The sequence below is a fragment of the Streptomyces sp. NPDC003027 genome, assembly GCF_053591435.1.
In genome coordinates, this window is record NZ_JBSFTU010000046.1 from 12,751 (window position 1) to 31,117 (window position 18,367).

The following is an 18,367-nucleotide window of genomic DNA, read 5'->3' on the forward strand; positions in this document are numbered from 1 at the left end:
ATGCCGTCGTCCTCCGCATCCCCGTCCTCTTCGAAAGCGGTCACCGTACGCCGGGCCCGCACCAGTGATGTCCCGGCGGTCCGCCGACTCGTGGATCCGTACGTCGGCCGGGGCATCCTGCTCGACAAAGCGACGGTGACTCTTTACGAGGACATCCAGGAGTTCTGGGTCGCCGAACGCGACGAGGACGGGGCCGTCGTCGGATGCGGAGCACTCCATGTCATGTGGGAAGACCTCGCCGAAGTGCGCACTCTCGCCGTCGATCCCGAGTTCAAGGGCGCCGGCGTCGGACATCAGGTGCTCGACAAGTTGTTGCACACCGCCCGATGGCTCGGGGTGCGCCGGGTATTCTGCCTGACCTTCGAAGTCGACTTCTTCGCGAAGCACGGCTTCGTCGAGATCGGTGAGACTCCGGTCGACGGAGATGTCTACAGCGAGCTCCTGCGTTCCTATGACGAGGGCGTCGCCGAGTTCCTGGGTCTCGAACGAGTGAAGCCGAACACCTTGGGCAACAGCCGGATGCTTCTGCACCTGTGAGCGTAAGGAACGTCCGGAACCCTATGTCCGAATCGCGCACGTTTCCCGCGCTGTCGGGCTTCTGAACCTCTGCCAGGGGTTTGTGTTTTTCCGGGAAAAGCGGTTTCCTTTCCGCGTACTGCATTTTCGATGAAAGGAAATCCGGTGGCACAGAAGGTTCAGGTCCTTCTTGTCGATGACCTCGACGGCGGCGAGGCGGACGAGACCGTGACGTTCGCTCTGGACGGCAAGACCTACGAGATCGACCTCACCACCGCCAACGCGGACAAGCTCCGCGGTCTGCTCGAGCCGTACACCAAGAGCGGCCGGCGCACCGGTGGCCGTAGCGCCGGTACGCGCGGCAAGGGCCGGGTCGCCGCCGGCGGCGGCAGCCAGGACACCGCGAAGATCCGCGCCTGGGCCAAGGAGAACGGTTACAACGTGAACGACCGCGGCCGGGTGCCCGCCGAGATCAAGGCCGCCTACGAGGACGCGAACCGCTGAGGCGTCAGCTGCTGGGACGCCGGGCCGTTCGCACGGCTACGGGCGCTCAGCAGCCGCACCCGGTGGCACTCCGCGGCCGCGGCGGCCACGAGCCGTACGAGACACGGGGTGGCCGCACCGCCCCGCACGGCGGCCCGCAGGGCCGGCAGCGAGGACTCCACCTCGCGGCCGGGCTCGGGGGCCCGCAGCCACACCGGGGCGCCCGGCGCGCCGGAGCCGCTCCATCCTGGGGGGATGGGCGCGGTCATCCGGCCGCCCGCGCCCAGCGCGGCGAGATCCAGCGAGATCCCGCCCCACTCCAGCCAGTCGAGCAGCCCCGGCAGCTCGTCCGCGCTTCCGGCGGCGACCAGTAGCCGCATCCTCGGCCCATGGAGGGCCACCGGCCCCGTGGCGGAGCCCATCCTGCGCAGCACGGCACCGCCGGCCGCCGCGGGCAGCTCCAGGACGTCGAAGCGCAGCCCCGTGACCAGCCGCACCGGCGGACCCTCCGCGGTCGCCCAGCCGAGCTCGTTCTCGTACCACCACGCGGGGTCGTCCTCGAGTGGCGGGCGGGGGAGCGGGACGGTGAAGGCCATGCCCGGGGAACTCCCACCCGGACGCGTTGGTTACGCCCGACGCTGACTCTCTGTCTCCACGTCGTCGCACTCGGTGTCCGGGATGGGGGCGTACGGGTGCATCCGCGAGCGCAAGGTTGTTCGCCCGTAGCGGAGGGAACCAGGGTGTGCCGCATGGAGTGTCAGTGCTTACGGGTAAGACATTCCTAGTGAGGAGGGGCGACTCACGGGTTCGGGCGTCTCACGTTCGCCATCGGCGTACAGATGGCGTGGGTAACTGCTTGGCCTGCGGGAACATCGTCTCGCACCATCGGGTTGGAGCATTTGTCGGCTGTTCGGCAGCAGGTCTCCCCACGGACAAGGGGGTGATCCGGACGGATGTCGGCAGTTGGAATGAGCGGTCCCCGCTTGCGGGACTAAGCTGCGGAAGGACAGGGAGGGGATCGACCCCTAACTGACTGACCGCTCTGAGGAGCGATTAACGATGTTCGAGAGGTTCACCGACCGCGCGCGGCGGGTTGTCGTCCTGGCTCAGGAAGAAGCCCGGATGCTCAACCACAACTACATCGGCACCGAGCACATCCTCCTGGGCCTTATCCATGAGGGTGAGGGTGTCGCCGCTAAGGCCCTGGAGAGCCTCGGGATTTCGCTCGAGGCGGTCCGGCAGCAGGTGGAGGAGATCATCGGTCAGGGGCAGCAGGCCCCGTCCGGGCACATCCCCTTCACCCCTCGTGCCAAGAAGGTCCTGGAGCTGTCGCTCCGGGAGGCCCTCCAGCTCGGCCACAACTACATCGGCACCGAGCACATCCTGCTCGGCCTGATCCGCGAGGGCGAGGGCGTCGCCGCCCAGGTCCTCGTGAAGCTGGGCGCCGATCTCAACCGGGTGCGGCAGCAGGTCATCCAGCTGCTCTCCGGCTACCAGGGCAAGGAAGCCGCCACCGCGGGCGGTCCTGCCGAGGGCACCCCCTCGACGTCCCTGGTCCTCGACCAGTTCGGCCGGAACCTCACCCAGGCCGCTCGTGAGTCCAAGCTCGACCCGGTCATCGGGCGCGAGAAGGAGATCGAGCGGGTCATGCAGGTGCTGTCCCGCCGTACGAAGAACAACCCGGTCCTCATCGGCGAGCCCGGCGTCGGCAAGACCGCCGTCGTCGAGGGCCTGGCGCAGGCCATCGTCAAGGGCGAGGTGCCCGAGACCCTCAAGGACAAGCACCTCTACACCCTCGACCTCGGCGCGCTGGTCGCCGGCTCCCGCTACCGCGGTGACTTCGAGGAGCGCCTGAAGAAGGTCCTCAAGGAGATCCGCACCCGCGGCGACATCATCCTGTTCATCGACGAGCTCCACACGCTCGTGGGTGCGGGCGCCGCCGAGGGCGCGATCGACGCCGCCAGCATCCTCAAGCCGATGCTGGCCCGTGGCGAACTCCAGACCATCGGTGCCACCACGCTCGACGAGTACCGCAAGTACCTGGAGAAGGACGCGGCCCTCGAGCGCCGCTTCCAGCCCATCCAGGTCGCCGAGCCGTCGCTGCCGCACACGATCGAGATCCTCAAGGGTCTGCGTGACCGGTACGAGGCCCACCACCGTGTCTCCATCACGGACGAGGCCCTCGTCCAGGCCGCCACCCTGGCCGACCGGTACATCTCGGACCGCTTCCTCCCGGACAAGGCGATCGACCTGATCGACGAGGCCGGCTCCCGGATGCGCATCCGCCGGATGACCGCGCCGCCGGACCTCCGCGAGTTCGACGAGAAGATCGCCGGTGTCCGCCGGGACAAGGAGTCCGCGATCGACTCGCAGGACTTCGAGAAGGCGGCTTCCCTCCGCGACAAGGAGAAGCAGCTCCTCGCCGCGAAGGCCAAGCGGGAGAAGGAGTGGAAGGCCGGCGACATGGACGTCGTCGCCGAGGTCGACGGCGAGCTCATCGCCGAGGTCCTCGCGACCGCCACCGGCATCCCGGTCTTCAAGCTGACCGAGGAGGAGTCCTCGCGTCTGCTCCGCATGGAGGACGAGCTCCACAAGCGCGTCATCGGCCAGGTCGACGCCGTCCGCGGTCTGTCGAAGGCGATCCGCCGTACGCGTGCCGGTCTGAAGGACCCCAAGCGCCCCGGTGGCTCGTTCATCTTCGCCGGCCCGTCCGGTGTCGGTAAGACCGAGCTGTCCAAGGCGCTCGCCGAATTCCTCTTCGGCGACGAGGACGCGATGATCTCCCTCGACATGTCGGAGTTCAGCGAGAAGCACACGGTCTCCCGTCTCTTCGGTTCTCCCCCCGGATACGTGGGCTACGAAGAGGGCGGTCAGCTCACCGAGAAGGTGCGCCGCAAGCCGTTCTCCGTCGTCCTCTTCGACGAGGTCGAGAAGGCCCACCCCGATATCTTCAATTCCCTTCTCCAGATCCTGGAGGACGGTCGCCTGACCGACTCCCAGGGCCGGGTCGTGGACTTCAAGAACACGGTCATCATCATGACGACCAACCTCGGGACCCGGGACATCTCGAAGGGCTTCAACCTCGGCTTCGCGGCCCAGGGCGACACGAAGTCCAACTACGAGCGGATGAAGGCGAAGGTCAGCGACGAGCTGAAGCAGCACTTCCGCCCGGAGTTCCTGAACCGTGTGGACGACGTCATCGTCTTCCCGCAGCTCACCCAGGACGACATCCTCCAGATCGTCGACCTGATGATCGGCCGGGTGGACGAGCGCCTCAAGGACCGGGACATGGGCCTCGAGCTCTCCCAGTCCGCGAAGGACCTGCTCGCCAAGAAGGGTTACGACCCCGTTCTGGGCGCCCGGCCGCTGCGCCGGACGATCCAGCGCGAGATCGAGGACTCGCTCTCCGAGAAGATCCTCTTCGGTGAGCTGCGCCCCGGTCACATCGTGGTCGTGGACACCGAGGGCGAGGGTGAGGAGAAGAAGTTCACCTTCCGCGGCGAGGAGAAGTCGGCACTGCCCGACGTCCCGCCGATCGAGCAGGCCGCGGGCGGTTCCGGCCCGAACCTCTCGAAGGACGCGTGACGCCGCGCTGAGCGGCGAAAAGGGGCGGCCCCGGACTCTCACGAGTCCGGGGCCGCCCCTTTTTCCGGCGTGTCGGGTCAGGTCCGGACGTCGACCGCGGGGCGGAGGTGTTCGGTGCCGGTGAAGCGGAGGCCGGGCCCGCTGACCAGCCGCAGCCGGCCGAGCCCGGCCAGGGGAGCCAGGTTCTGCTCCCAGTCCTCGGGCCCCTGCCGCAGGGACAGGTGCTGGAGCCCGGGAAAGACCTGGGCGACCTTGGTGAGGGGCGCGTCGGTGTAGGCGAGGTACAGCGTCAGCCGCTCGATCCGAGGCAGCCGGAGGCCGTCGGGGGCGTCGCGCAGCACCCCGGAGCGGACGTGGAGGATGCGCACGCTCTCCAGCCCGGCCAGCTCGTCCCAGTCCCGGTCGGTGAGCGAGGGGGCCTGCCGCAGGACGAGCATCCCCAGCTCCGGCAGGCGGGCGAGCGAGCCGAAGCCCTCGGTCGGGGCGGCGGAGGCGACGAGCCTGTACAGGCCGTCGGACGTCAGGAAGGTCGCGGCGCTCCACGTGTCCCATGCGGAGAGGTTCAGGTTCCTGACCTCGGCGAGGACGGGCGCCAGGGTCGCCAGTCCCCGGTCCGAGAGGCCCGGTCGGAGGTCCAGCGCCGCGGGCCTCAGCCCCAGTCGGGTGAGCGCGTCCGCCTGCTCGTCCGAGCCGACGGTGAACTGGAGGTCCGTCTGGTCGATCCGGGCGATGACCTCGTCGGCGTACGCATGGGCGTCGTACCGGTGCCAGGCCCACATGAGCTGGGAGCGGATCAGGAGGTCGGGATGGTCGGCGAACCGGGCCAGGTAGGGCAGCGCGGCGTCGGCCGCGACGTGGGAGGCGGTCACCACGGCCATCTGGGCCTCATGGTCGCGCAGACCGTCCGGCGCGGGCAGCAGGTCCAGTACCGCCCGCCCCACCGACGCCAGCTCCCGCGCCTCCGCCGGGTCGCGCGGCGGGATCACCTCGGCCGTGCGCGCGAGGATCCGCTCCCTGATCTCCGGGGAGACCTCCGTCGCCTGTTCCAGGGCCGTCGCCGCCACCACCAGGACGCGGAGCCGGGTGCGGCGGTCCGCCGCCGCGTCCGCCGCCTTCAGCAACTCGGCGAGGATCTCCGCGCATTCCCGCGGGCGGGCGTGGCCGACCGCCATGCGGACGACGTCCTCCCACTGGTCGTCCGCCGCGTTCTGGACCAGGACGCCGATGTGCCACTCGTCGACGAGGGCCTTCGCGGCGAGGTGGTCCTGGAAGGTGCGGTGCACGAAATCGACCGTGTCGGGGGTCGGTTCGCGCAGCAGACCGCTGCGGTGGAGCAGATGCGTGAAGACCGCGCCGGGGTCGCCGAAGGCCGCCGCCTCAGGGACGGCCGGAACCGCGGACCGTACGATCGACTCCGCGTGCGAACGGTCCATCTGCGTGCGGCCGTTGAGCGTCAGCCAGTACGCGAGCCGCTGGATCAGCTGGATCTGCGGCGCCTCGCCCAGCTCGATCCCGTACGGCGTCCCCATGTCGCGCTCGCGGTCCCGGCGCGAGAGGAGCATCGACAGCGCGGCCTCGTAGAGCGCCTTGCGGCCCCGGGGCAGGAACCCGCGGCGGTCGCGGTGCAGGGCGCAGATGAGACCGCACATCAGTGGGTTGGTGGCGAGCTGGGCGACGTGCTCGGTGGTGCGCAGGGCGTCCAGGAGGGGGCGCTCGTACGGCTGGGCGTCCGTCCCCGCCGCCTGGTGCCAGCGCTGGACGAAGGTGGTCACCTCGGCGCGGGACATGGGCGAGAGGGCCAGTTCGATGAAGCCGTCGGCGGCCAGCCAGTCGTCGCGTACGGCGGTGGGGCGGGAGGTCACCAGCCAGCGGTTGCCTTCGTACGAGTCCAGGAGGTCGCGGAGCCAGCGGCGGGCGCGCTCGCGCTCGGCCTCGGGGATCTCGTCGATGCCGTCGACGAGGATCAGGCCGCGTCCGGCGGTGAGGACCCGGTCGGCCCAGCCCTCGGGCGGGGTGAGCGGGCAGCCGGCGGCGGAGAGGAAGCGGTCGGGGGAGGGGAGCCGTTCGCCGTGGCGAGTGAGGGCACGGAGGGGGAGGACGAAGGGGACGCGGCCCCGGAGGTACTCCATGCCCTCCGCCCGGCGCTCGCTCGCCGCCGCGACCGTCAGCCACTGGACGAGGGTCGTCTTGCCGGAGCCTGCCAGGCCGCGCAGGAGGACCTTGTCGTGGTGGGCGAGGGCGAGATCGGCGCGGAGGGAGTCCGCCGCGCCGTGCACGGGGACGATGAGCCCCGGGGGCGCGTCCTCGTCGGGGACCGCGAACCAGGGGCCGACCGGACCGTCCGCGGCTTCGGGGGGCGGGGACCACGGGCCGTCCGGGCCGGTGCTGCTCGCTTCGCGGACCATGAATACCGGGCCGTCCGGGCCGTCCGTCGCTTCGGGGGCCGCGAACCAGGGGCTGGAGACGACCGGCTCCGCCGTCGCCTCCAGGGACAGGTACGCCATGTCCAGCGGCCACTCGTCCGGGGAGTGGTGCAGATCGACGCCGTAGATCGTCAGCCGGCCGTGCTTCTTCGCCAGGTGTGCCAGATAGCGCCGCTCGAACTCCGCGTCGCGCCCGTCCGGCCTCGGTGTACGGGTGAGCAGCGCGTCGACCTTGGCGATGAGCTCGCTCTGGCCTCGGCTCTGCTCCACGAGGGTGCGGCCGACGAACGTGGAGCGCTGGGTGAAGAACTCCAGGATGTGCAGGCAGGCCCACTCGGTGAGCGAGTCGAGGAAGAGGGCGGAGTCCGTCGACAGGCCGTCGGGGGGCGGGGCCGCGGCGCGCAGGCGGCGGGCGAGGTCGCGGTGGCCGAGCCGGACCGCCTGGACGTCGTCCATGTCGAGGTCGCCGAGGGCGAGGAGCGTGGCGGAGAGGGTGTCGGTGACGGCCTCGGTCTCGTCCGCGGGGAACGGGGGCTCCCCGGGGCCCGTCCGCGCGCGCCCGACCAGGGTGGCGGCCAGGGCGCGGACGTCCTTGTCGGTGAGGGTGCGCTGCTCGCCGCGGAAGGAGACGAGCCGGGAGAGCCGGATGCGGCGGCCCGCCCCCGTGAGGCCCGCTCCCGGCCCGTCCTTGACCAGGAGTTTTTTCAGCAGCGGGCCGATCGCGCCGGAGGCGAGGCGCGTGCCGATGAGTGCTGGATCCATAGCTGTCTCCCCCGTGCGTTCCAGAAGCCGTCAGCGTAGTGCGGGAGGGCACGCGGAGGGCCTTCGTCGCGTGACCCAGGTCGCATTCCGGCGCGGCCCGCCGTGACAAGGCGCACAGGCGTTTCGGGCTGTACTAACCGGAATAGTGATGACCATTGGTGTCGATTCGGGACTTTCAGGGTGCCCGGCCCGGGACTTTGGTCCCCAGGTGCCCCGACCCGTACGGCATACGGCCTTTCGGCCCGTCCGCCATGGGCCCGACGTGCGGATAAACCGATGTGCTTGGGATGGTTTGTCCGATTTCCGAGAGGGGGGTCCGGGGTCGTCAAGACCTGAACTTCCCCGGAGATCGCTACGACGAGATGTCGTAGATGGGGGGTTTGGGCGGGGATGGGGGTCCGGGTTACCAAGGGATGGCCAGCCCGGCGCGCCGCTCGCGTCGGGTCCCGTTCTGCCCGGAGGTTTTCCCCCGTATGTCGAAGCGCGTCATGAACCCCGCCGCCCGTGTCACCGCCGTCGCCCTCGCCGCCGCGGGTATGGGAGCGTCGCTGGTGGCCGGAGCAGGGTCCGCCTTCGCCGCCGAGGGCAAGGCCACGATCGCCACCGCCCCGTCCGCCGCCGTCGCCGCCCAGGCCGAAGCCCAGGCGCAGGCCGCCGCCCACGCCGTCGCCGTGAAGCAGGCCGCGGCCAAGGCCGCCGCCGTGAAGCAGGCCGCCGCGAAGGCCCTGGCCGCCAAGCAGGTCGCCGCGAAGGCCGCCGCCGCGAAGAAGGCCGCCCCCAAGGCCGCCAAGAAGAACCCCGCCTGGGTCAAGCCGGTCACGTCCTACACGCTGACCGCCAGCTTCAACCAGGGCGGCGCCATGTGGTCCCACAAGCACTCCGGCCAGGACTTCGCCGTCCCGGTCGGCACCGCGGTCAAGGCCGCCGGCGCCGGCACCGTCGTGAAGGCGGGCCCGAACGGCGGCGGCGACGGCCCGGCGTACGGCAACGCCATCGTCGTCAAGCACGCCAACGGCAAGTACTCGCAGTACGCCCACCTGTCGAAGATCAACGTGCACATCGGCCAGAAGGTCGCCGCCGGCCAGAAGATCGCCCTGTCGGGCAACACCGGCAACTCGTCCGGCCCGCACCTGCACTTCGAGATCCGTACGACCCCGAACTACGGCTCCGCGCTCAACCCGTCGGCGTTCCTGCGCTCGGTCGGCGTCACCATCTGACCCGAGGAACGCCTCACCGCGCGCCGTGCGCCTGGGTGAGCATGTCGAGGGCGACCTCGAGGACGGCTTCGCGCTTCTCCTCGGGGTCGCCTTCGACGTTGTCCATGAAGAACATCCCCGCGTGCAGGGTGAAGATCGCGCTCACACAGCGGACCCGGTCGATCACGGCGAACTCCGGCTCCTGGATCAGGTTGCTCAGTTCGAGCATCCGCTCCTTGAAGGTCAGGCCGATGCTCAGCTCGCGGACGGCCGCCTGGTTCTCCTGCATGAAGCGGAACAGCGGGGCCGCGCCGATCAGGGCCTGCTGGTAGCGGCGCAGAATCTCCTCCCTGACCTCCAGCGTGCGCGGCTGCTCCCGCGCCCATGCGATCAGCTCGTCCATGGGCCTGGTGAGGTCCTGGAAGATGCCGATGATGATGTCTTCCTTGGTCTTGAAGTGGTAGTACAGCGCGGCCTTGGTGACGTCGAGGTGCTCGGCGATCTCGCGCAGCGAGGTCTTCTCGTAGCCCTGTTCCGCGAAGAGTTCGAGGGCCACGTCCTGGATGCGCTGCCGGGTGTTGCCTCTGGCCATGGTCCGCTCCCACACGCTCTTACTTACTTGACGACCGGCTAGTTACGGGTCTACCGTCCCCAGTGTAGTAACTAGCCGGGCGGCAAGTAAGCGCCCGAAGGGTTGTGGGGAGCGGAAGAATGGCGACGACCGAACCAGTGAAAACGTCCGAGGGACCGACGGCGGGGCGGCAGCGCAGCGTCCGCGTCGTCCTGCTCGCCCTGATGATCGCGATGCTGCTCGCGATGCTGGACAACATGATCATCGGCACCGCCATGCCGACGATCGTCGGTGAGCTCGGCGGCCTGGAGCACCTCTCCTGGGTCGTCACCGCCTACACCCTGGCCACGGCCGCCTCCACGCCCCTCTGGGGCAAGCTCGGCGACATGTTCGGCCGCAAGGGCATCTTCCTGGTCTCCATCGTGATCTTCCTGATCGGATCGGCGCTCAGCGGCATGGCCCAGGACATGGGCCAGCTCATCGGCTTCCGTACGATCCAGGGCCTGGGCGCCGGTGGTCTGATGGTCGGCGTCATGGCGATCATCGGCGACCTCATCCCGCCCCGTGAGCGCGGCAGGTACCAGGGCATGATGGCCGGGGTGATGGCCCTCGCCATGATCGGCGGACCGCTCGTCGGCGGCACCATCACCGACCACTGGGGCTGGCGCTGGTCCTTCTACATCAACCTCCCGCTGGGCGCCGTCGCCCTCGCGATGGTCACCGCCGTGCTGCACCTGCCGAAGAAGCGGCGCGACCGCACCGTACGGATCGACTTCCTCGGCGCCGCCCTGCTGACCGCCGGCATCACCGCGATCGTCCTCGTCACCACCTGGGGCGGTACGGAGTACGCCTGGGGTTCCGCGACCATCGTCGGACTCTCGGTCGCCGGCCTCGCCGCCCTGGCCGCGTTCCTGTGGGCCGAGACGCGCGCCGCCGACCCGATCATGCCGCTGCACATCTTCCGCAGCGGCAACTTCACCCTCATGTCGGTGATCGGCTTCCTCACCGGCTTCGTGATGTTCGGCGCGGTCCTCTTCCTGCCGCTCTACCAGCAGTCCGTGCAGGGCGCCTCCGCCACCAACTCCGGTCTGCTGCTCCTGCCGATGCTGCTCGCGATGATGGTCGTCTCGCTGGTCTCCGGCCGGATCACCACCAACAGCGGCAGGTACAAGATCTTCCCGATCGCCGGTACCGCGCTGATGGTCGTCGGCCTGTTCCTGCTCGCCCAGATGGACACCGGCACCTCGCGGCTCACCTCGGGCGTCTACATGGCCGTGCTGGGCGCGGGCATGGGATTCCTGATGCAGATCACGATGCTCGTCGCGCAGAACAGCGTCGAGCTGAAGGACATGGGCGTGGCCTCCTCCGCGACCACCCTGTTCCGGACGCTCGGCTCCTCCTTCGGCGTCGCGATCATGGGCGCGCTCTTCACCGGCCGGGTCCAGGACGAGATGGCGGCGCGCGGCGGCGCCGGGCTGACCGAGGGCTCGGCCCAGCTCGACGCCGCGAGCCTGGCGAAGCTGCCGGCCGGGCTGCGCGAGGCGTACCAGTACGCGGTGGCCTCCGGCATCCACTCCGCCTTCCTGGTGGCCGCGGCGGTCTCGGTGATCGGCTTCGTCCTCGCCTTCTTCGTCAAGGAGGTGGCGCTGCGCGGGGCCGGTCCCGAGCGCGGGCCGGCCACGGCCACCGAGGGCGGCGCTCCGAAGGTCGCCGAGAAGGTCTGAGCCTCACCGGTACGCGGACGGCCCCGGCGCGAGTGCGCCGGGGCCGTCCGCCGTTCGGGCGGGTGTCGTCCGTCCGGGGATTCGGGTGGGGGGTTCTCAGTCCGGGAAGGTGATCATCGGAAAGCTGCCGGTGTTCGTCGGCGCGTGGTCCGGGAGCCACAGCACCGCGATCGCGCCGCCCGACCCCTCCGGGGTGCCCTCGGGCGCCGCGTTCCGGAAGGTCAGCCGCGCCCCCAGGACCCGGGCCTGCCCCGCCGCGATCGTCAGACCGAGCCCGTGCCCCTGGCCCGCGCGGTCGCTCGTGCCCGTACGGAACCGGCTCGGGCCCTCGCGCAGCAGCGCCTCCGGGAAGCCGGGGCCGTGGTCCCGTACGCGGACGACCCGGCCCTCGACCGTGACCTCCACCGGCGGCTTGCCGTGCTTGGCCGCGTTCGCGAGCAGATTGCCCAGGATCCGCTCCAGGCGCCGCGGATCGGTGTTGACCCAGGACTCGTGCACCACCCGCACCACCGCCTGCGGGTCGAGCGCACGCACCCGGCGCTCGACGAACTCGCCGAGCGCGATCTCCTGGAGCTCGGCCCGCTCCGACGCGGAGTCGAGCCGGGCGACCTCCAGCACGTCCTCGACCAGGGTCCGCATCGCCTGCGCCCGGTCCCGCACGAGCTCGGTCGGCCGCCCCGGCGGCAGCAGCTCGGCCGCCGTCAGCAACCCGGTGACCGGGGTGCGCAGCTCGTGCGCGATGTCCGCGGTGACCCGGCGCTCGGCGTCGATCCGCTCCTGGAGCGCGTCGGTCAGGGCGTCGACCGCCCGGGCCAGCTCGTCCGTCTCGTCGCGTACGACCCCGCCGATCGCGTGCCGCACCCGTACGTTCGTGTTGCCCTGCGCGACCTTGCCCGCCGCGGCGGCCGCCTTGCGCAGCCGGCGCGAGAGCTGGCCGCCGATGAGGACGCCGAGCGCGCAGCCGCCGAAGACCACCGAGACCGAGCCGATGATCAGGGCCCGGTCGAGGTCCTTCATGATCGCCGTACTGCGGTCGGCGAACGGGATGTGCAGCGACAGCACGTCCCCGTTGGCGAGCGGTACGGCCGCCCACACGTCGGGCGGCCCGCCGTGGCGGTGCTCCTGTACGAAGGTGCCCCGCCGCCTGTCCCGCATCAGCTGGTCCAGCTGCGGCGGCAGCATCGAATCGTTGATCTTGGTGCCGAACCGGGGCTCCTTCGGCTTGGAGCTCTCGTACAGGCGCTGGGCGAAGAGCAGCCGCTCCATCTGCACCTCGCGCGCGTTGTCGAGCATCGAGACGCGGGCCGAGTTGTGGACGACCAGGCTGAGGGTGACGGCGATGAGCGCGCCCACCGCGGCGATGGCGACGGCGATCTTCCAGCGGACCCCCGTACGCAGTGCGACCCGCTTCATCCCTTGAGCTTCATCCCTTGAGTGCCATCCCTCGAGCTCTCTCGCTCGAGTTCTATCCCTTGAGTTTGTAGCCGAAGCCGCGGACCGTCTCGATCCGGTCCTGGCCGATCTTGCTCCGCAGCCGCTGGACATGGACGTCCACCACCCGGGTGTCACCGCCCCAGCCGTAGTCCCAGACCCGCTCCAGGAGCTTGTCGCGGGAGAGCACCGTGCCCGGCGCCGAGGAGAACTCCAGCAGCAGCCGCATCTCGGTCGGGGTGAGCGCCACCGGCGCACCGCCCTTGCGGACCTCCATGCCCTCGGTGTCGACCTCCAGGTCGCCGAAGGCGAGCACCCCGCCCTCGGACGCCTCGGACCGCCCCGCCTCACCGGCCGCCGGTCCGCCCGCGTGCCCGAAGCGGCGCAGCACGGCACGGATCCGGGCGACGAGAACGGACCCGTCGAAGGGCTTGGTCACATAGTCGTCCGCCCCGGCCTCCAGGCCCAGGACGACATCGATGGAGTCGGCCCGCGCGGACAGCATGATCACGGGCACGGTCGACTCGTCGCGGATCCGCCGGCACAGGCTCACGCCGTCCATCCCCGGCAGCATCACATCCAGGAGCGCGATGTCGGGCCGGTCGGCCCGGAAGGCCTCCAGGCCGGAGAGCCCGTCGGGCATCGCGGTCACCGCGAAGCCGTCCCGCTCCAGTGCGAGCTGGGTCGCCTCGCGGATGACGTCGTCGTCCTCGACGAACAGCACATGGGTCTCGGCCATCGCGCGCCTCTCCGTTCCGGGGTCGTTCTCGTCGTGCCTGTGGTGCTTCTGGTGCTCGCGGTTCTGACCGTGCCCGTCGGGCCCGGCCGGTGTCGGCCGTCGCGGTCAGTCGCCGCCGGAGGGAGCGGGCGCCGGGTCGATGCCACCGTCGCCCAGCGCGCGGCTGTAGTCGTTGTGCACCCAGTCGTGCTGGGTGAACTTGTTCCCCGACCACCGGTACGTGATCACGTCCTCGCCCGACGGGTACGCCACCGGGTCGCCCTTGGCGTACACCTGCTTGGTCACCACCAGGTCGCCGCGGTCGATCGTGGCGTAGACCGCCGCGTCCTCGGCCATGAAGACGTTCGTGTACCGGTCGTTCTCCTCGCGGTACACGTACGTGCCGATACCGACGGCGTCACCGCAGGTCATGACGTTGACGACGACATCGGGCGAGGCTCCGCCCGTCAGGTTCCCGTAGGAGGTGTCCACCGGGTACGCGTCCGCCACGCAGGGCTTCAGGTCCTCCTTCAGCCGCTGGCCGATCTTCGGATCCGACTTGATCAGCGTGATCGGGTCGACCCGCTTGGACGGCGGCTGCCCGGCGGAGGCCGACGGAGAGGAGGCCGCGGGCGCCGAGGGCGGCTCGTCCGCGCGGGCCGCGCCCTCGTCGCGGGAGCCTGTACCCCCGGTCGAACAGGCGGTCATGAACAGACCGACGGCGACGAGCCCGGCCAGTGCCGTGGTGCTCGCCGCCCGGACCGAACCGAGGCCGCGGGCCCCGGGGGCCTGCTCCGCCTGGTCCTGCTTCTCGTGGTGCTCGTGGGTGTCGGATCTGGCGCCTAGGCCGCGCACCGCTCCCGCCCCCGTTCGTTGCCTCGTGCCGTGGTCCGTTCGGTCGTCCGCTCCAGATCCCGGGCGTCGGCGACGCCGCGGCTCTCCAGTTCCTGACGAAGCCGGGCCAGTGCGCGGTGGAGCGTGCTCTTCACCGTACCCGTCGACATGCCGAGCGCCGCCGCGGTCTCCTCCGTGCTCATCTGCTCCCAGTGGCGCAGGACGACCACGCTGCGCTGCTTCGGCGCGAGGATCTTGAGAATGTCCATGAGCAGGGCCCGGTCGGCGTGCTGCTCCGTGGCGTCGTCGACGCGGGCGTCGGGCAGCTGCTCGGTGGGGACCTCCTCCAGCTTGCGGGCGCGCCACCACTCCGTACGCGTGTTGATCATCACCCGGCGGAGGTAGGCGTCGGCGAGCGACTTGTCGGCTATCCCGTCCCAGCGCCCGTAGGTGCGGACGAGAGCGGTCTGCAGCAGGTCCTGCGCGTCGACGGGGTCGGGCACCAGCCGACGGGCGCTGCGCAGCAGCGCGTCCTGCCGAGTGCGTACGTACTCCTCGAAGTCGAGCACCTCGCCGTGCGACATCCCGAACCGCCTTCCGATCCCCGTGACCTGCTTGTCTCTGTGACGCCGACGACGCTACGGAGCGGTTGTCACGGGGCTGTCCGGGGCAGCCGTCGGCGGACGCACGGCTGCCCATCGGTTGTGTAACAGGGCCCGGGGCGGGAGCTGCACCGGCCGGGCCGGGGCGGTCGGGACAGTGGCGCGGAGCTCCACCGGCCGGCCGGGGCGGTCGGGACAGTGGTGGCGGCTCGCAGCGTGCCGGCCGGCACGCGGTCAAGGGGTCAGGAGAGCGGCAGGCGGTAGAAGCCGTTCTCCAGCGGCTCCACCAGTCCGTCCGCGACCAGACCGTCCAGGGCGCGGGCACGCTGGACCGGCTCGTCCCAGACCGCGTCCAGGGCGGCCTGCGGCACCGCGGCCACCGCCTCCCGCAGGACGGCCAGGAGCTTGCCGCGCACCTGGCGGTCCGTCCCCGCGTACGTCTGGCCGCGCCGCGGCGGGCCGTCGTGGGCCGGCTTCCCGGAGAGCCGCCAGACACACCGAGCCGCGATCGGGCAGCGCCCGCAGTCCTCGTTCTTCGCGGTGCACACCAGCGCGCCCAGCTCCATGGAGGCCGCCGCCCAGCGGGCCGCCGTCGCCTCGTCCGGTGGCAGCAGCTCCCGCGCGAGCCTGCGCTCGGCGGCCGTGGTGGCGTTCGGCGGGTACTGGACGCCGGTCGCCGCCCGGGCGAAGACCCGGCGGACGTTGGTGTCGAGGACCGGGTGCCGCTGCCCGTACGCGAAGGAGGCCACCGCCGCCGCGGTGTACTCCCCGATCCCGGGCAGCGCGAGCAGCTGGGCGTGCTCGCTCGGTACGTCCCCGCCGTGCCGCTCCGTTATGGCGACGGCCGCCGCGTGCAGCCGCAGCGCCCGCCGCGGGTACCCGAGCCTGCCCCAGGCGCGCACGGCCTCGCCCGGCGCCTCGGCGGCCAGGTCGGCCGGGCGGGGCCAGCGCGCGAGCCACTGCTCGTACACCGGCAGGACCCGCACGACGGGCGTCTGCTGCAGCATGAACTCGCTCACCATCACGCCCCACGCCCCCGCCTCCGGGCGGCGCCAGGGGAGGTCGCGGGCGTGCCGGTCGAACCAGGCGAGGACGGGCCCGTGCAGATCGGCAGGGGCCGGAGGGGCGTCGGTGAAGGGGGCATCGATGGAAGTCATGGCACCCCCGATCCTGACACGTTCCGTACGCGCCGTGGCGCACGCCCTCGGGGCGCGCGGAGGCGTGCGGGCGCGGCCCGCGCCCGGCGCACCACACCACGGCCCCCGTCACCGGGCGACCGGGGGCCGTGGACGACGGAGGAGGATGTGATCATCGGCAAAACTTGTCGCCTGGGGCGGCGGGTGGGGCGGGAGTTGGCGCCGATCTCTCGTAAGGTTCGTGGCGTGGGATCTCTGCGCAATCCGGTCGGGCCGCTTCCCTCCTCCATCTACTGGCGACGGAGGGCGGTCGCGCTGTGCCTGATCGCGCTGGTCGCGGTGCTCGCGCTGTGGGCCGTCACCTCCGGTGGGGGTGGCGGGAAGAAGGCGAGTGACGGCGCCAACGGCGCTTCTCCCGCCCCCTCGATCACCCCCGGACCCTCCGGGTCCGGCCCCGCGATCAGCGAACAGCCCGGTGGACGCGACGAGTCGGGCGGGTCCGGCTCCGGCTCCGGCGACAGCTCCGGCGGCGACGCCGAGGGCGGTACGAACACGGGCGCGGGCGCCGGTACGGAGGGCGCCGGCAAGAACGGCGACACGGACGGCGTGGGCGGCGACGGCGGCGGAGCGGGCGCGGGACAGCGGGTTCCGGCCGGGTCCCCGCTCCCGAACTGCGCCCCCGGCGCCCTTCAGTTGACGCTCAGGAGCGCCAAGGTCTCGTACGAACCGGGCGAGAAGCCGCGCTTCCATCTCGTCGCCAGGAACACCTCGGCCGTCGACTGCAAGGCCGACTTCGGGCCGAGGAACGCCGTGTTGACGATCAGCGATGCCACGGGTGACCAGGTCTGGGCCTCCCGCGACTGCCCCCGCCCGGGCGACGGCGTCCTGCTCAGGCTGCCGGCGCGGTCGACGGTCACGCACACGGTCGAGTGGGACCGCGAGCGCAGCGCCCCGCGGTGCGCGACCGCCCCGGCGGGCCCGGTGGGCCCCGGGACGTATCTGGTGGAGGCGACGATGCCGGGCGCGAAGGTGCTTCCGGCGTCGTTCACGCTGGCCAAGGACTGACGGACAGCCCGTCGGCGGTACGGACCCGTACGGCCGACGGGCCAGCCAGTACGGGCAGGTCCGTCCGGCGTCCGTACGGTCCGTACCGCCGCTACACGTACCGTTCGAGGATCGAGGACTCGGCGAGCCGGGAGAGGCCCTCGCGGACGCTGCGCGCCCGCGCCTCACCGACACCGTCCACGGTCTGGAGGTCGTCGACGCTCGCCGCGAGCAGCTTCTGCAGACCGCCGAAGTGCTCGACGAGGCGCTCGATGATCGCCCCGGGCAGCCGGGGGACCTTGGCGAGGAGCCGGTAGCCGCGCGGGGAGACCGCGGAGTCCAGGGTCTCGGGGGAGCCGCTGTAGCCCAGGGCCCTTGCCACTATGGGCAGTTCGAGGAGTTCGGCGTGGGTGAGCGCGTCCAGCTCGGTGAGCGCCTCGGAGACCGTACGGGAGCGCTTGGCCGTGGGCTCGGGGACGTAGTCGCGGATGACGAGCTCGCGCTCGGGCTCCACTCCGGCGATCAACTCGTCGAGCTGGAGCGAGAGGAGGCGGCCGTCGGTGCCCAGCTCGACGACGTACTCGGCGATCTCGGTGGCGATCCGGCGGACCATCTCCAGACGCTGGGCGACGGCCGTGACGTCCCGGACGGTCACCAGGTCCTCGATCTCCAGGGCGGAGAGCGTGCCGGCGACCTCGTCGAGGCGGAGCTTGTACCGCTCCAGGGTCGCGAGCGCCTGGTTGGCGCGGGAGAGGATCGCGGCCGACTCCTCCAGGACCCGGCGCTCGCCGTCCACGTACAGCGCGATCAGGCGCATCGACTGGGAGACCGAGATGACCGGGAAGCCGCACTGCTTGGAGACCCGGTCCGCGGTGCGGTGGCGGGTGCCGGTCTCCTCGGTGGGGATGGAGGCGTCCGGGACGAGCTGGACGCCGGCCCGCAGGATCTTGGTGATGTCCTTGTCGAGGATGAGCGCGCCGTCGAGCTTGCACAGCTCGCGCAGGCGGGTCGCGGTGAACTCGACGTCCAGCACGAAGCCGCCGGTGCACATCGATTCGACCGTTTTGTCCATGCCGAGGACGATGAGGCCACCGGTGTTGCCCCGGAGGATGCGCTCCAGGCCGTCGCGCAGCGCGGTGCCGGGGGCGACGGCGCTGAGCGAGGCGCGCATGAGCGCTTCGATGCCGGAGCCCGCGCCGGACTTTCCGGGAGCTGCTGCCCCGTCCTTGGCTGCCACTGCACTCCTCCGGCTCGTACGGATGGGCGAGACCAGGGCAAAGTCTAGCGACACGACCCGGCGGCCCTCTGCCGCGCGCCGCGCGACCCGTGCGGGGCCTGCCCC

15 protein-coding genes are annotated in these 18,367 nt (G+C 71.2%); 6 read left to right on the forward strand and 9 right to left on the reverse strand.

Features of this window, described 5'->3' with window-relative positions; all coding sequences use genetic code 11:
• On the forward strand, positions 1 to 537 hold the full coding sequence (locus ACWDX6_RS26010; RefSeq protein ID WP_356888549.1) for an amino-acid N-acetyltransferase: 537 nt from the start codon (positions 1 to 3) through the stop codon (positions 535 to 537).
• A gap of 144 nt (positions 538 to 681) precedes the next feature.
• Positions 682 to 1,020, forward strand: a complete 339-nt coding sequence (locus tag ACWDX6_RS26015; protein WP_403293951.1) for a histone-like nucleoid-structuring protein Lsr2 — start codon at positions 682 to 684, stop codon at positions 1,018 to 1,020.
• Here the strand turns inward: ACWDX6_RS26015 and ACWDX6_RS26020 are convergent.
• Entirely contained in the window at positions 999 to 1,595 is a 597-nt protein-coding gene (locus tag ACWDX6_RS26020; RefSeq protein WP_451487302.1) for an SCO3374 family protein, read from the reverse strand. The genes ACWDX6_RS26015 and ACWDX6_RS26020 overlap by 22 nt on opposite strands.
• Positions 1,596 to 2,058: 463 nt before the next feature.
• Between ACWDX6_RS26020 and ACWDX6_RS26025 the strand changes: the two genes are divergently transcribed.
• Positions 2,059 to 4,584 (forward strand): ATP-dependent Clp protease ATP-binding subunit, encoded by a 2,526-nt coding sequence (locus ACWDX6_RS26025; protein ID WP_451487303.1) that lies wholly within the window; start codon positions 2,059 to 2,061, stop codon positions 4,582 to 4,584.
• Between the two features lie 77 nt (positions 4,585 to 4,661).
• Here the strand turns inward: ACWDX6_RS26025 and ACWDX6_RS26030 are convergent, their stop codons facing one another.
• Positions 4,662 to 7,769, reverse strand: coding sequence for an NACHT N-terminal Helical domain 1-containing protein (locus ACWDX6_RS26030; RefSeq protein WP_451487304.1), 3,108 nt, complete (start codon positions 7,767 to 7,769; stop codon positions 4,662 to 4,664).
• A gap of 473 nt (positions 7,770 to 8,242) precedes the next feature.
• Between ACWDX6_RS26030 and ACWDX6_RS26035 the strand changes: the two genes are divergently transcribed.
• On the forward strand, positions 8,243 to 8,986 hold the full coding sequence (locus ACWDX6_RS26035; RefSeq protein ID WP_451487305.1) for a M23 family metallopeptidase: 744 nt from the start codon (positions 8,243 to 8,245) through the stop codon (positions 8,984 to 8,986).
• Between the two features lie 13 nt (positions 8,987 to 8,999).
• Here ACWDX6_RS26035 and ACWDX6_RS26040 read toward each other — a convergent pair whose 3' ends face one another.
• On the reverse strand, positions 9,000 to 9,557 hold the full coding sequence (locus tag ACWDX6_RS26040) for a TetR/AcrR family transcriptional regulator (RefSeq protein WP_451487306.1): 558 nt from the start codon (positions 9,555 to 9,557) through the stop codon (positions 9,000 to 9,002).
• A 119-nt stretch (positions 9,558 to 9,676) separates the two neighbouring features.
• Between ACWDX6_RS26040 and ACWDX6_RS26045 the strand changes: the two genes are divergently transcribed.
• Positions 9,677 to 11,260 carry an MDR family MFS transporter gene (locus ACWDX6_RS26045; RefSeq protein ID WP_451487307.1) on the forward strand — a complete coding sequence of 528 codons (1,584 nt, stop codon included), beginning with the start codon at positions 9,677 to 9,679 and terminating at the stop codon, positions 11,258 to 11,260.
• Between the two features lie 96 nt (positions 11,261 to 11,356).
• Here the strand turns inward: ACWDX6_RS26045 and cseC are convergent, their stop codons facing one another.
• From cseC to ACWDX6_RS26070, 5 genes are all read right to left on the reverse strand, one after another.
• Entirely contained in the window at positions 11,357 to 12,673 is a 1,317-nt protein-coding gene (gene cseC / locus ACWDX6_RS26050; RefSeq protein WP_451487308.1) for a two-component system sensor histidine kinase CseC, read from the reverse strand.
• Between the two features lie 52 nt (positions 12,674 to 12,725).
• Entirely contained in the window at positions 12,726 to 13,430 is a 705-nt protein-coding gene (gene cseB / locus ACWDX6_RS26055) for a two-component system response regulator CseB (protein ID WP_451487309.1), read from the reverse strand.
• Positions 13,431 to 13,535: 105 nt separating this feature from the next.
• On the reverse strand, positions 13,536 to 14,264 hold the full coding sequence (locus tag ACWDX6_RS26060) for a hypothetical protein (RefSeq protein WP_451487310.1): 729 nt from the start codon (positions 14,262 to 14,264) through the stop codon (positions 13,536 to 13,538).
• Entirely contained in the window at positions 14,252 to 14,827 is a 576-nt protein-coding gene (locus tag ACWDX6_RS26065) for a SigE family RNA polymerase sigma factor (protein ID WP_451487311.1), read from the reverse strand. Before ACWDX6_RS26065 ends, ACWDX6_RS26060 begins: the two co-directional genes overlap by 13 nt.
• Positions 14,828 to 15,087: 260 nt before the next feature.
• Entirely contained in the window at positions 15,088 to 16,002 is a 915-nt protein-coding gene (locus tag ACWDX6_RS26070) for an A/G-specific adenine glycosylase (protein ID WP_451487312.1), read from the reverse strand.
• Between the two features lie 225 nt (positions 16,003 to 16,227).
• Here ACWDX6_RS26070 and ACWDX6_RS26075 point away from each other — a divergent pair, with 225 nt between their 5' ends.
• Positions 16,228 to 17,046, forward strand: coding sequence for a hypothetical protein (locus ACWDX6_RS26075; protein ID WP_451487313.1), 819 nt, complete (start codon positions 16,228 to 16,230; stop codon positions 17,044 to 17,046).
• A gap of 91 nt (positions 17,047 to 17,137) precedes the next feature.
• Here ACWDX6_RS26075 and disA read toward each other — a convergent pair whose 3' ends face one another.
• The gene (gene disA, locus ACWDX6_RS26080) at positions 17,138 to 18,262 is read right to left on the reverse strand and encodes a DNA integrity scanning diadenylate cyclase DisA (protein WP_451487314.1); all 1,125 of its coding nucleotides are present in this window, start codon (positions 18,260 to 18,262) and stop codon (positions 17,138 to 17,140) included.
• Positions 18,263 to 18,367 lie beyond the last annotated feature (105 nt).

What these genes read in the sequence shown, in the direction of transcription:
- cseC (WP_451487308.1), bottom strand. Translation starts at nt 12,673, where the DNA reads ATGAAGCGGGTCGCACTGCGTACGGGGGTCCGCTGGAAGATCGCCGTC.
- cseB (WP_451487309.1), bottom strand. Translation starts at nt 13,430, where the DNA reads ATGGCCGAGACCCATGTGCTGTTCGTCGAGGACGACGACGTCATCCGC.
- ACWDX6_RS26045 (WP_451487307.1), top strand. Translation starts at nt 9,677, where the DNA reads ATGGCGACGACCGAACCAGTGAAAACGTCCGAGGGACCGACGGCGGGG.
- ACWDX6_RS26010 (WP_356888549.1), top strand. Translation starts at nt 1, where the DNA reads ATGCCGTCGTCCTCCGCATCCCCGTCCTCTTCGAAAGCGGTCACCGTA.
- ACWDX6_RS26065 (WP_451487311.1), bottom strand. Translation starts at nt 14,827, where the DNA reads ATGTCGCACGGCGAGGTGCTCGACTTCGAGGAGTACGTACGCACTCGG.
- ACWDX6_RS26020 (WP_451487302.1), bottom strand. Translation starts at nt 1,595, where the DNA reads ATGGCCTTCACCGTCCCGCTCCCCCGCCCGCCACTCGAGGACGACCCC.
- ACWDX6_RS26030 (WP_451487304.1), bottom strand. Translation starts at nt 7,769, where the DNA reads ATGGATCCAGCACTCATCGGCACGCGCCTCGCCTCCGGCGCGATCGGC.
- ACWDX6_RS26035 (WP_451487305.1), top strand. Translation starts at nt 8,243, where the DNA reads ATGTCGAAGCGCGTCATGAACCCCGCCGCCCGTGTCACCGCCGTCGCC.
- ACWDX6_RS26040 (WP_451487306.1), bottom strand. Translation starts at nt 9,557, where the DNA reads ATGGCCAGAGGCAACACCCGGCAGCGCATCCAGGACGTGGCCCTCGAA.
- ACWDX6_RS26070 (WP_451487312.1), bottom strand. Translation starts at nt 16,002, where the DNA reads ATGACTTCCATCGATGCCCCCTTCACCGACGCCCCTCCGGCCCCTGCC.
- ACWDX6_RS26025 (WP_451487303.1), top strand. Translation starts at nt 2,059, where the DNA reads ATGTTCGAGAGGTTCACCGACCGCGCGCGGCGGGTTGTCGTCCTGGCT.